Source organism: Streptomyces sp. NPDC051109, assembly GCF_044455885.1.
In the GTDB taxonomy this organism is placed as follows: domain Bacteria; phylum Actinomycetota; class Actinomycetes; order Streptomycetales; family Streptomycetaceae; genus Streptomyces.
This window is the reverse complement of sequence record NZ_JBITFF010000018.1, coordinates 25,668-38,531: the sequence shown is the minus strand read 5'-3', so window position 1 is coordinate 38,531 and position 12,864 is coordinate 25,668. Positions and strand designations below refer to the sequence as shown.

Below are 12,864 nucleotides of genomic sequence, written 5' to 3'. Positions count from 1 at the left end.
ATGGACAACGACGTCCGCCGCGGTACCGCGGTGGTCTTCCCCGGCATGGCGCCGTCCCCCTACAAGGACGTCGCGCGCTTCATGCTGGTCAACCCGTTCGCCAGGAAGCTCCTGGGCGTGGCCGAGGAGGTCCTCGGCTACGACCTGCTGGAGCGCTTCGGCGCCGACCCGGACGACTATTCGGAGTACGCCCAGGTCGCGTTCCTCGTGAACAGCGTCGCGCTGGCCCAGATGTCCGAGGACGCCGTGGGTGCCCGCCCCGACGTCTGCGTGGGGGCCAGCTTCGGCGGGAAGGCAGCGGCCGTCCACTCGGGCGCGCTCGGCTTCGCCGACGCCGTGCGCATGACTGCGCAGATGACGCGCTACGAGACGCAGTACTTCGCCGAGCACCACACCGACATCGTCACGCAGTCCTTCGCGCGCACGCCGCGCGAGCAACTCGACGTCATCATGGCGGAGCTGACGGAACTCGGCGAGTGGCACGACATCTCCTGCCACATCGACGACGACTTCTGGATGCTGTCCCTGCGCGACGGGATGGTCGAATGGATCAAGGAACGGCTGCGCGCCCTGGGCGGGATGCCGATCTACACGATGAACCCGCCGATGCACTCCAGCGCCTTCGGCGGGCTGAAGGACCTCATCGAGGACAACGTCTTCCCCGACCTCACCTTCCGCGACCCCGACCTGCCGGTCCTCGCGGACCAGGACGGCCGGTCGCTGAAGACCGCCGCGGACGTCCGCACCATGCTCCTCGACGGCTACGTACGGCCGGTCGTGTGGCCGGCCGTCGTGGACACGCTCAAGGAGCTGGGCGTGGGCACCGTCCGGGTGGCGGGCCCCGACAGCCTGTTCGGCCGGGTGCCGCGCACCACCCGCAACTTCGAGGTGGTCCGGCTCACGCCCGACACGGCCATGAGGCCCGTCACGTCGCGACGGCGCCCCCGGCCGGCCTAGGGCGCGTCCGCAAAGTCCCGCCTGTCCCTGCGGGCGGACGGCGCTGCTTCGCGGACACCCCCAGGCCGCACGGCCGCCCTTCGCCCCGCATCGGCCGCGGCGAAGGGCGGTCACGCCTGGTCCCGCACGATCAGGCGGAGACCAGGGAGGCGATGCCGCTCCACAGCACGCCCGGGGTGGCGAAGTTCTCCATCCGCATCATGTCATCGACAAAGCGAATCTTGTAGGCGTCCTCCAGGTCGGCCATGAGAGAAACCGTGCCCATGGAATCGAGACCCAGGTCGCGCAAATCATCGTTTTCCTGAAGGGCCTGGCCCGACGGCAGGTACGGAAGATTCTTGCGGAGAATCTCCTCGAACTGTGCATCCCACATGAAGTACTCCGATTCGTCGCGGTAACCGCGGTCCAGCGGTTGATGGCCCGCACCTCCATGAGTAAGTCGGCGACCGGAATGGACGCAACCCTTCCCACCCCCTATTCCGAGAAACCGGAGGCACAATGGAAGACACCGTGGGGCAGCCGCTGTACGAGCGTTTTCTCACCGGGCTGCAGATATCGCCGCGCCGAGCCGCGGTCCGGGCCGGAGGCAGGACCGTCAGCTACGAGGAGGCCCACGAGACGGCACTGGGCTGGGCCGGCGACCTGCTCGCCGGAGCCGATCGTCCTCCCCGGGCCGTCGGCGTACTGACCGGCAAGGGAGCCGACTCCTACCTCGCGCTCCTCGCCGGGCTCTACTCCGGTGCCACCCTGGTACCCCTGCACGCCGACTTCCCCGCCGCCCGCACCCGCCGGATGCTGGAGGACTCCGGGGTCTCCGCCGTCATCGCCGACGCCCGCGGCCTGGCCGCCCTGGGCGAGACCGGGCTCGACCTCCCCGTCCTCGTCGCCGGCGAGGACGCGGGCGGACCCACTGCCCTGCGCCGCATCGCCCGTGGCGCCCGCCCGCTGGACGCGCCGCGACCCGTCACCCCCGGCGACCCGGCGTACGTGCTGTTCACCTCGGGCTCGACCGGGCGCCCCAAAGGCGTGCCCATCACCCACGCGAGCGCACAGCACTACTTCCAGCTGATGGACAAGCGCTACGACTTCACCGAGGAGGACGTCTTCTCCCAGACGTTCGACCTCAACTTCGACTGCGCCATGTTCGACCTGTTCTGCGCCTGGGGAGCCGGCGCCACCGTCGACTCCATACCGGTCCAGGGCTTCCGGGACCTGCCGGAGTACATCGCCCGCAGCGGTATGACCGTGTGGTTCTCCACCCCGAGCGCGATCACCCTGCTCCGCCGCCTCGGCGGGCTGAACCCCGGCTCCATGCCCGGACTGCGCTGGAGCCTGTTCGCCGGCGAGGCGCTGCGCCAGGACGACGCCGCCGACTGGCAGGCCGCCGCGGCCAACTCCACGCTGGAGAACATCTACGGCCCCACCGAGCTCACCATCACCATCACCGGGCACCGCTGGGAGCCGTCGACCTCACCGGACCTGTGCGTCAACGGCCTGGTCCCCATCGGCTCCGTCCACGAGGGCCACGACCACCTGCTGCTCGACCCCGAGGGCCGGCCGACCGGAACCGAGGGCGAACTGCTCATCACGGGGCCCCAGCTCACCGCCGGGTACATCAACCCGAGCGACGACGAAGGCCGGTTCCTGGAGCACGAGGGGTCCCGCTACTACCGGACGGGCGACCGGGTCCGCAGGCTCCCCGACGGCGAGCTGATCTACCTCGGCCGCCTCGACTCGCAGGTTCAGGTGCAGGGGTGGCGCGTCGAACTCGCCGAGGTCGAGCACGCGGCCCGGGGCTGTGAGGGCGTCCAGGACGCGGTCGCCGTCACCCGGACCACCGACGCGGGAGGGGAGCTCGTCGTCTTCTACACCGGCGAGCCGACACCGGCCGCCGCCCTCGCCCGCGAGCTGCGGGCCGTACTCCCCACGGGCATGCTGCCCCGCTACTTCCGGCACCTGGAGCAGTTCCCGCTGAACTCCAACCGCAAGACGGACCGCAAGGAGCTGGCCGCGCAGGCGGCGGCGCTGCCGTAGCGGCCCGACGCACACGACAGGGGCCCGGGGGCCGCCCGTACGCATCTCGTACGGGCGGGCCCCGGGCCTTCGTGCAGGGCCCCTCGCTCAGGAACCGGAGCGGGCGTACCGCGCGGCCAGCGCCTTGCGGTCGGTCTTGCCGTTGGACGTGACCGGCAGCTGCTCCACGGGGATCAGCCGCGCCGGAACCATGTAGTGCTGCAGGGTCTTCTTGCAGAACGCGGCCAGCGCCGCCTCCGAGAGGCCGGGGCCCTCCAGGGCGGGGACGACGAAGGCGTGCAGGGCGAGTTCACCGTCCGCGAGCGGGAGCGCGAGCACGGCGGCCGCGCTCACCTGCGGGAACTCCAGGATCGCGCGCTCGACCTCGCCGATCTCCACCCGGTTGCCCCGGATCTGCACCTGTGAGTCGCGGCGGCCGACGAAGTACAGCTCGCCGCCCTCGCCCGCGTACGCGAGGTCGCCGGTGCGCAGCACGATCCTGCCGGACTGCGGATCGAGCGGGTCGGCCACCAGCGCCCGGGCGGTGGCCTCGGGGTCGTCCCAGTAGCCGGTGAACAGCGCCGGGCTGTAGAGGTGGATCTCGCCCACGGTGCCCGGTTCGTCGACCGGCCGCCCCTCCTCGTCGAACACGAGCATGTCCGCACCCCGGTGGGCGTGGCCGATGGACAGCTTCTCGGTGTCCTCGGGGAGGGGGTTGGGGACGTCGGTGAACGAGGCCGCCATCGACTCCGTCGCGCCGTAGCAGTTGACGATGCGGACCTTGGGCAGCAGCTCCTGGAGCCGGCGCAGCTCCGGAAGCGGGAAGTTCTCCCCGCAGAACAGGATGCCGCCGAGCCGCGTGAGGCCGGCCAGCAGCTCGGGCTCGTGGCGCAGCACCGGCCGCCAGATGGACGGGACCCCGTCGACGTGCGTGACCTCGGCCTCCTCGAGCAGGCTGAGGAAGCGCCGCGGGAAGTACAGGACGGCGCGGGGTACGGGCACCACCGCGGCCCCGCTGCCCAGGGCCAGGCCGATGTCCAGCAGCGAGAAGTCGAACTGCAGCGGCGAGGTGGTGGCCACCCGGTCGTCGGCGGTGACGATCTCCTCGGCGATCATGCCCTGGTAGAAGGCGGTGACGCCGCGGTGGCTCATCACGACGCCCTTGGGGCGGCCCGTGGTGCCCGACGTGAAGATCATGTACGCGGTGTCGGTCTCGACGGGCTCGCGGCGCCGCCGCACCCGCGGCTGCGGGGCGCGTTCCAGTACGATCCCGCCGGCGTCGAAGCGGGCGGTGCCGATCGACGGCTCCAGGCCTTCGCGCTTGCCCTCGGGGCCCTGCAGGTGCAAGGCAGGCGAGGTGGCGTCGGTGATCGAGCGCAGGCGCTGTTCGGGGGTCTCCGGGCTGACCGGGACGAAGGTGGCGCCCACCTTGGAGCAGGCGAGCAGCAGGGAGATGGCGGCCGCCGACGTGTCGGACTCGAGAATCACTTTGTCGCCGACGCCGATACCGAATTCCCTGAGGGAATTCGCGTACGCGTCGGCCAGTTCCTCGAGCCGACGGTAAGTCGTGGTGACCAGGCCCCCGGATCCCGAGAGTTCCACGACGGCGGGGCGGTCGGGCGTGCTCCGCCCGGCCGCCAGCATGAATTCATGAAGCAGCATTAGCACAGCTAAGCAGCGCGGCCGTGCCCGGGAACAGGGAGACGGAACACCCTAGGGGGTACCGGGGGTGAATCGGCCGAAGGTCAGAGGTCGGGCGTGGGGTGCGTAGGGGTGGGTCGCCATACCCGCCCGTCGGTACGTTCGAACGCACCGCGCGCCCGCCGTAGTCGTGAATTCTTCGCCGCATTGAAACAGGTAATCCGGGGGTTGAGACAGAACGATGGATGTCGACAAAGTCGTCGCCGCGCTGCGCCAGTCGTTGATGGACAACGAACGCCTGCGCAAGCAGAACGACCAGCTGGCCGGCGCGACCACCGAGCCCATCGCCGTCATCGGCATGGCCTGCCGTTATCCGGGCGGCGCCGATTCACCGGAAGAGCTCTGGCGCCTCGTCGAAGAGGGACGCGACGCGATCTCGCAGTTCCCGGCCGACCGCGGCTGGGACACGGACTCCCTCTACGATCCGGAGCCCGGGGCACCCGGCAAGAGCATCACCCGCCAGGGCGGGTTCCTCTACGGGGCGGGGGACTTCGACGCCGAGCTCTTCGGCATCTCCCCGCGCGAGGCCAAGGAGCTCGACCCGCAGCAGCGGCTGCTGATGCAGACGGCCTGGGAGGCACTGGAGAGCGCGCGGATCGACCCCCTGTCCCTCAAGGGCAGCCGCACCGGGGTCTTCGCCGGGCTGATGTACCACGACTACGAGGGGGCGGACGGCAGCGGAAGCCTCGTCAGCGGCCGCGTCTCCTTCACCCTGGGGCTCGAGGGCCCCGCCGTGAACGTCGACACCGCCTGCTCCTCCTCGCTGGTCACCGTGCACTCCGCGGCCCAGTCCCTGCGTACGGGCGAGTGCTCGCTGGCGCTCGCCGGCGGGGTGACGGTCATGTCCACGCCACAGACCTTCACCTACTTCAGCGCCCAGCGCGGCCTGTCCGCCGACGGCCGGTGCAAGGCCTTCGCCGCGGCGGCCGACGGCACGGGCTGGGGCGAGGGGGTCGGCATGCTCGTCCTCGAACGGCTCTCCGACGCGGTGCGGAACGGGCGCCGGATCCTGTCGGTCATCCGCAGCTCGGTGACCAACCAGGACGGGGTCTCCAGCGGCATCACCGTCCCCAACGGGCCGTCCCAGCAGAGGCTGATCCGCCGTGCGCTGGATCAGGCGGGTCTGGGGACCGACGACGTCGACGTCGTGGAGGCCCACGGCACCGGCACCCGGCTCGGCGACCCGATCGAGGCGCAGGCGCTCCTCGCCACCTACGGGCAGGGCCGCACGGCCGACCGCCCCCTGTGGCTCGGGTCGGTCAAGTCGAACATCGGCCACACCCAGGCGGCCGCCGGCGTCGCCGGAATCATCAAGATGACGATGGCGATCCGCCGCGGCGTGCTGCCCGCCACCCTCCACGTCGACGCGCCCTCACCCCAGGTGGACTGGGAGGCCGGGCACGTACGGCTGCTGACGGAGAACCGGGAGTGGCCCGAGACCGGACGCCCGCGCCGCGCGGGGGTCTCCTCCTTCGGCATCAGCGGGACCAACGCCCACGTCATCGTCGAACAGGCGCCCAGCGGCGGCGCGGAGCCGGTGGCACCCAACAAGGAGGTGGCCTGATGGCACACACGCTCCAATCCCCGGTCTTCGTCAACCCGGCCGACACCGAGGGCTTCCGGCACGTCCTCGGGCACTTCTGCAGCGGGGTCACCGTCATCACCGCGATCGACCCCGCGACGGGAGCGCCGGTGGGGTTCACCTGCCAGTCGTTCACCTCGCTCTCCCTCGACCCGCCGCTGGTCGCCTTCACCGTCTCGGACGGATCCGCCACCTGGCCCCGCATCGAGCCGTCGGGTGCCTTCTGCGTCAACGTCCTCGCGGCCGACCAGCAGATGCTGTGCCGGTCCTTCGCCCGCAGCGGCACGGACAAGTTCGCCGGTGTCGAGTGGAGCCCCGGACCCGGTACCGGATCGCCGCGACTGGCCGGAACCCTCGCATGGATCGACTGCCGGATCGAGGCCGTCCATCCGGGCGGTGACCACAGCATCGTGGTCGGACGGGTGCAGGCGCTCGATGCAGCCAGACCCGGTTCCGTCGAACCGCTCCTCTACTACGAGGCCGGATTCCGCTCCCTTTCCGCCCCCACCCCCTAGCCCCGCACGCCTTACCCCGATACCCCCCTGATGCCTTGCGGCACCCCCCTGTCCTTCGCTCCGAGGGCTCCAGGGCCGCCGGTGCTGCCCCTACCGTCTTGCTTGCCAAGGAGAGGAAACGAAATGCGATTCGGGCTCAGCTACCACCACCAGCTGCCCAGGCCGTGGGCCGCCGACAGCGAAGAGCGGATGTTCAACGAGGCCCTCGAGCAGATCGAGCTGGCCGACCGCATCGGTCTGGACTACGCCTGGGCCACGGAGCACCACTTCCTGGAGGAGTACTCGCACTCCGGTGCGCCCGAGGTCATCCTCGCCGCCGCGTCCCAGCGGACCAAGAACATCCGTCTCGGCCACGGCATCGTCCAGCTCCCCGGCGCGGTCAACCCGCCGGCCCGCGTCGCCGAGCGCATCTCCACCCTGGACCTCATCTCCGGCGGCCGCGTCGAGTTCGGCACCGGCCAGGGCAGCTCGCAGCTCGAGCTGGGCGCCTTCAACGTCGAGCGCACCACGAAGCGCGAGCACTGGCGCGAGGCCCTCGACATCGTCGTGCGCATGATGACCGAGGAGCCCTTCACCGGTCACAAGGGCGAGTTCTTCGACATCCCGCCGCGCAACGTGGTCCCCAAGCCGAAGCAGAAGGACCACCCGCCGCTGTGGCTGGCCTGCAGCGCCCGTGACACCATCGAGAACGCCGCCCGCCTCGGCCTCGGCGCGCTCTCCTTCTCCTTCTCCTCGCCCGACCAGGCGAAGGAGTACGTCGACACGTACTACTCCATCCTCAACTCGGAGGAGTGCCGCCCGGCCGGCCGCACGGTCAACCCGAACTTCGCCGTCGTGGTGCCGTTCATGTGCCACGAGGACCAGGAGACCGCGCTCGACCGCGGCCTGGAAGGCGCGCACTTCTTCGCGTACTCGCTGATGCACTACTTCGTCTTCGGCCAGCACAAGCCGGGCCAGACGGACGTGTGGCAGCAGTTCCAGGCGACCAAGGAGATGCTCGGCTTCACGCGCGAGATCCCGGCGCCGGACGACACCCCGAAGGCGCCCGGCGCCGAGCAGATGCTGGAGCAGATCACCTCGCTGCGCCGCGGCATCGGCACGCCGGAGCAGATCATCGACCTGCTGCGCCAGTACGAGGCCGCCGGCGTCGACCAGGTGATCTTCTCGGTCCAGATCGGCAAGAACAAGCACGAGCACATCATGGAGTCGCTCGAGCTGTTCGCCCGCGAGGTGCTCCCGCACTTCACCGAGGGCCGCGAAGAGCGCGAGGCCGAGAAGGCCGCCCGCCTCGAGGTCCCGATCAAGGAGGCGCTCGGCCGCGTCGAGATCAAGACGAACGACGCCTCGGACTTCGTGATCGACAACGAGCTCGCGATCATCTCGCAGGGCTCCTGACCGGCTCCGGCCGAACAGGCGGGCCGGCCCGGCCCCGGCCGGCCCGCCGAAACCTGCTTCAACCCGCGGGCGCACCGTACCGACGGTGCATCAGGGGCCGGCTCCGCACGGCCGTTCCCGCACCCGGTCGGTAATACGTTCGTACTGGAAACCTGTCCTATACGGACGACCGGATTGGCTATACGTATGGATAGGACGTGTACATGAATCCCGACATGAATCAGTTGCAGCCGAAGGCGGGGCGCAAGGAATGGATTGCGCTCTTCGTGCTCCTTCTGCCTCTGCTGCTCGTTTCCATGGACGTATCGGTGCTGTACTTCGCGGTGCCGTACATCAGCGAGGAAATCTCGCCGAGCAGCACTGAACAGCTGTGGATGTTCGACATCTACGGATTCGTTCTGGCCGGCACGCTGCTGACGATGGGCTGGCTCGGCGACCGCATCGGCCGCCGCAAGCTCCTGCTCATCGGCACCGTCGGCTTCGGCCTGGCCTCGGTCGCCGCGGCCTACGCCTCGAGCCCGCTGATGCTCATCATCGCCCGCGGTGTACTCGGCATCGCCGGTGCGGTGCTGACGCCCACGACCGCCGGTCTCATCCGCAACATGTTCCACGACGAGAAGCAGCGCCAGACCGCGGTGGCGATCTGGACCGGCGGCCTCGCCGGCGGCATCGGTCTCGGCCCGGTCATGAGCGGTCTGCTGCTCGAGCACTTCTGGTGGGGCTCGGTCTTCCTCGTCAACCTGCCCTTCATGGCGATGCTGCTGATCCTGACCCCGCTCCTGGTGCCCGAGTCCCGTGACCCGAACGCCGGCCGCTTCGACTGGATCAGCTCCTTCCTCTCCCTCGCCGCGATCCTCCCGATCATCTACGGCATCAAGGAGTGGGCGGCCAACGGCGTCAACGGCACCCGCATCGGCGCGATCGCCGTGGGTGTGGTCATCGGCCTGCTGTTCGTGCTCCGCCAGCGCCGCCCGGACCCGATGATCGACCTGAAGCTGCTCGGCCGCCGCGAGATCAACGGCCCGGTCTTCAGCAAGATGATCGCCATGTTCTGCCTGGTCGGCATGTCTGCCTTCACCGCCCAGTACCTCCAGTCCGTGTACGGCCTGACCCCGCTCGTCGCCGGCCTGTGGAGCCTGCTCCCCTCGGCGGGCGTCAGCATCACCACCCCGATCGTCACGATCCTCCTCAAGAAGGGCGTGCACCGCTCGATCCTGGTCAGCGTGGGCTATGTCATCGGCATCGCGGCCTTCGCGGTGCTGACCCTGGCCACCCCCGACTCCGGAATCTGGGTCATCCTGCTCTCGGCGGGCATGCTCGCGGGCGGCCTGGTCATCGTGATGACCCTCGCCACGGAACTGCTCGTCGGCTCCGCCCCGCCGGAGCGCGCCAGCATCGCCGCCGCAACCCTGGAGACGGGTGCCCAGCTCGGCGGTGCACTCGGGCTCGCGGTCATGGGCTCCGTCGCCGGCGCGGTCTACCGCGACGAGGTCGTGGGCGCCCTGCCGAACGGGCTTTCGGAGTCGGCCACCGGGGCGGTCGAGCAGACCCTGGGCGGGGCCGTCGCGGTCTCCGGCCAGCTGCCCAAGGAGATCGGCGACGCCGTCCTCGGCGCGGCCCGGGAGGCCTTCACCAACGGAGTCCAGACCACCGCCTACATGTGCATGGCGCTGCTCGCCGCCGGTACGGTCTTCGCCGCGACCTACCTGCGCAAGGTCAACGTCCGTCCGGACGCGGTCAACCCCGACCTGATCGTGGACGCACCGGTGCTGCAGGACGCCCCTCTGCGCTGATCCACCCGCCACCGGCCATTCACACATCCCCCGCAGACGGGTGGCCGGCCCTGAAAGCGATGACTCCCGCCGGAATTCCGGCGGGAGTCATCGCCTTTTTCCGCGGAAACAGGTACCCCGAATATCGCGCAGCGCCGGACCTAGGGGTGGATCAACCTCCTTCAGGGGGTCTGTGCTCTGGCCCCTCCGGACTCCGCGTCAGTTGAATGAAAGGCGCACAGGCGGGATGCCGCCGCGCTGGTCCGATTGAGACTTGGAGAGCAAAAACAGTGATCAAACTCCCTGAGGCCGACGGGACGCTGACCGAGTACCACCCCAACCAGTCCCCGCGAGTGGCCACTCCCGACAGCAGCCCCTTCCGCAACCGGTCCCCGCTGGCGACCGCGCACATCCTGGGCGACCCGCTGGCCGGCAACGAGCCCTTCGGGCCGCCCATGGGTCCGCCGCCGCCGGCGGCCGTCGACTGGGACGCCACCCTCGAGGTCCGCCGCAACCTCTGGAAGCACGGTTTCACCCTCGCCGAGGCGCTGGACACCGCGCACCGCGGCATGGGCCTCGACTGGCCGGCGTCCGTGGAGCTGATCAACCGCTCGGCGGCAGAGGCCAAGGCCGTCGGCGGCAAGCTGGCCGTCGCCGTCACCACCGACCAGCTCAACCCGTTCGCCCCGGCCTCCCTCGAGGACATCACCAAGGCGTACGAGCAGCAGCTCGAGGTCGTCGAGGGCGCCGACGCGTCCGCCATCATCATGTGCAGCCCGCAGCTGGCCCCGCTGGGCCAGGGTCCCGACGCGTACGCCGAGCTCTACGGCTCGCTGCTGCGCCAGGTCTCGAAGCCGGCCGTCCTGCACTGGGTCGCCTCCGACTGGAACCCGGGCCACACCGGCTACTGGGGCCACCAGGACCTCGACGCGGCGCTCGACACCCTGATCGACATCGCGAAGAACAATGCCGACAAGGTCGACGGCATCAAGATCGCCGCACTGTTCCTCACCCCCGAGCGCCAGGTGGAGATCCGCCGCCGCCTCCCGGAGGGCATCCGCTTCTACACCAGTGACACCGAGAACTACTCCGAGCTGCTGGTCGGCGACGAGCAGGGCTTCAGCGACGGCCTCACCCCGGTCTTCGGCGCGTTCGCCCCGATCGCCGCCGAGGCGCTGCGCGCGGCGGACGCCGGCGACCTCGCCCAGGCACGCGCGCTCCTCGACCCCACCCAGGAGCTCTCGCGCCACCTCTTCTCCGGGTTCGGCCGCAGCATCATCTTCTTCAAGACCGGCCTGGCCTTCCTCGGCTGGCTCCGGGGCGAGACCAGCCACTACCAGATGGTCTGGGGTGAGTCCTCGGCCCGCTCCCTGCCGCACCTGGCGAAGCTGTACCGCATCGCCGACAGCCTCGGCACCCTGCCGGACCCGGCGCTCGCCGAGCGCCGCTTCCGCGCCTTCCTCGGCACGTACGGAATAGAGCAGTGACCGCCGCGGTCGTACTCGGCGGCGGCATGGCCGGACTGCTGGCCGCGACCGTGCTCGCCGACCACGTCGACGAGGTCGTCGTCGTCGAGGGCGACCAGTACCCCGACGCCCCCGGACCGCGCCGCGGCCTGCCCCAGGGACAGCACAACCACCTGTTCATGAAGGGCGGCGCCGACGCCCTCGACGAACTGCTGCCCGGCACCACCGCTCTGCTGCGCGCCGCCGGCGCCAAGCAGCGCGGCCTGCCGCAGGACATCCTCACGCGCGGCCCGCGGGACTGGTTCGAGCGCAGCCACACCGACACCTGGCTGCTGCTCATGAGCCGGGCCGTGCTCGACGACGTCGTGCGCGGCCAGGCGCTGAAGAACGAGAAGCTGAAGGTCCTGCAGAACACCAAGGTCATCGGCCTGGTAGGGGACGCGCGGCGGGTCACCGGCGTGCGCATCGAGAAGGGCGGCCGCGAGGCCGGCCAGTCCGTGACGGAGGAGACGCTCGCCGCGGACTTCGTCGTCGATGCCACGGGCCGCCGTGCCCGCACCCCGCAGTGGCTGCAGGAACTCGGCGTCGCCGCAGCGGCGGAGGATGTCGTCGACGCCGGCTTCGCCTACGCCAGCCGCTGGTACGAGGCCCCCGAGGGCACACCGGAGGACTTCCCCGGCGTGATGATCCAGGTCCAGCCGGGCACCGGCCGGCCGGGCCGGGGCGTGGCCCTGCTGCCCAACGAGGGCAACAAGTGGATCGTGACCCTGTTCGGCTCCAAGGGCGGCGAGCCGCCCACGGACGAGGAGGACTTCGCGAACTACACGGGTGACTGGGACCACCCCGTCATTCCCAAGCTGCTCGCGAACGCCACCCCGCTCACCGAAATCCGCTCCTACCGCGGCATGCAGAACCGCTGGCGGCACTACGAGAAGGCGGCGATGCCCGAGGGCTATCTCGTCGTCGGCGATGCCAACGCGGCGCTGAACCCCACGTACGGAACGGGTATGACCGTATCGGCCAAGAGCGCGCTGGAGCTGCGGGCCGAACTGCGCGCGGGCGGCGGTCTGACACCGGGCCTGGCCAAGCGGGTTCAGGGCCGGATCGCCAAGATCGTGGCGTTCGCGTGGCAGACCTCGGCGGGCAACGACGTGTTCTTCCCGGGTGTGCAGACCTCCGTTCCGGTCAAGGGCGAGAAGTTCCAGACCTGGCTCGCGGCCCGCATATCGCAGGTGGCGGCCCGCAATCCGGTCGTCTGCAACATCGCCTTCACCGTCGGCACGTTCGTCGCGCCGGTGAGCCGGATGTTCTCCTTCGCCTATCTCTGGCCCGTCCTGCGCGGCCCCCGGAAGCCGGCCCTCACGGCCGATCAGGCCATCGCCCAGTTCCCCGGATTCGGGAATCTGCTCGACGATGCCCGTACCGAAGGACGGGTACCCGTGTCCCACCCCCAGTAGCACCCC

General features: G+C 70.2%; 9 protein-coding genes and 1 pseudogene. 8 read left to right on the top strand and 2 right to left on the bottom strand.

Annotated features, from left to right (window positions below; translation table 11 throughout):
* A complete protein-coding gene (locus tag ACIBAD_RS27830; RefSeq protein ID WP_166682216.1) occupies window positions 1–957 on the top strand; it encodes an ACP S-malonyltransferase in 957 nt (318 codons plus the stop codon).
* A gap of 130 nt (window positions 958–1,087) precedes the next feature.
* Here the strand turns inward: ACIBAD_RS27830 and ACIBAD_RS27825 are convergent, their stop codons facing one another.
* Entirely contained in the window at window positions 1,088–1,330 is a 243-nt protein-coding gene (locus ACIBAD_RS27825) for a phosphopantetheine-binding protein (RefSeq protein ID WP_134076290.1), read from the bottom strand.
* A 125-nt stretch (window positions 1,331–1,455) separates the two neighbouring features.
* Here ACIBAD_RS27825 and ACIBAD_RS27820 point away from each other — a divergent pair, with 125 nt between their 5' ends.
* A complete protein-coding gene (locus ACIBAD_RS27820; RefSeq protein ID WP_398909245.1) occupies window positions 1,456–2,991 on the top strand; it encodes an AMP-binding protein in 1,536 nt (511 codons plus the stop codon).
* Between the two features lie 87 nt (window positions 2,992–3,078).
* On the opposite strand, the gene ACIBAD_RS27815 is transcribed toward ACIBAD_RS27820, so the two are convergent.
* On the bottom strand, window positions 3,079–4,632 hold the full coding sequence (locus tag ACIBAD_RS27815) for an AMP-binding protein (RefSeq protein ID WP_134076286.1): 1,554 nt from the start codon (window positions 4,630–4,632) through the stop codon (window positions 3,079–3,081).
* A gap of 220 nt (window positions 4,633–4,852) precedes the next feature.
* On the opposite strand from ACIBAD_RS27815, the pseudogene ACIBAD_RS27810 reads away from it, so the two are divergent.
* From ACIBAD_RS27810 to ACIBAD_RS27785, 6 genes and pseudogenes are all read left to right on the top strand, one after another.
* A pseudogene (locus ACIBAD_RS27810) lies at window positions 4,853–6,211 on the top strand (type I polyketide synthase); the annotation flags it as partial.
* A 23-nt stretch (window positions 6,212–6,234) separates the two neighbouring features.
* Window positions 6,235–6,768, top strand: a complete 534-nt coding sequence (locus tag ACIBAD_RS27805; RefSeq protein WP_134076282.1) for a flavin reductase family protein — start codon at window positions 6,235–6,237, stop codon at window positions 6,766–6,768.
* Window positions 6,769–6,891: 123 nt separating this feature from the next.
* Window positions 6,892–8,163, top strand: coding sequence for an LLM class flavin-dependent oxidoreductase (locus ACIBAD_RS27800; protein ID WP_134076280.1), 1,272 nt, complete (start codon window positions 6,892–6,894; stop codon window positions 8,161–8,163).
* A gap of 266 nt (window positions 8,164–8,429) precedes the next feature.
* Complete coding sequence (locus ACIBAD_RS27795) at window positions 8,430–9,956, top strand: MFS transporter (RefSeq protein WP_398909241.1); 1,527 nt, start codon at window positions 8,430–8,432, stop codon at window positions 9,954–9,956.
* A gap of 269 nt (window positions 9,957–10,225) precedes the next feature.
* On the top strand, window positions 10,226–11,422 hold the full coding sequence (locus ACIBAD_RS27790) for a DUF993 family protein (protein ID WP_398909239.1): 1,197 nt from the start codon (window positions 10,226–10,228) through the stop codon (window positions 11,420–11,422).
* Window positions 11,419–12,858 carry an NAD(P)/FAD-dependent oxidoreductase gene (locus tag ACIBAD_RS27785; protein WP_398909237.1) on the top strand — a complete coding sequence of 480 codons (1,440 nt, stop codon included), beginning with the start codon at window positions 11,419–11,421 and terminating at the stop codon, window positions 12,856–12,858. The genes ACIBAD_RS27790 and ACIBAD_RS27785 overlap by 4 nt, the downstream gene beginning before the upstream one ends.
* Window positions 12,859–12,864 lie beyond the last annotated feature (6 nt).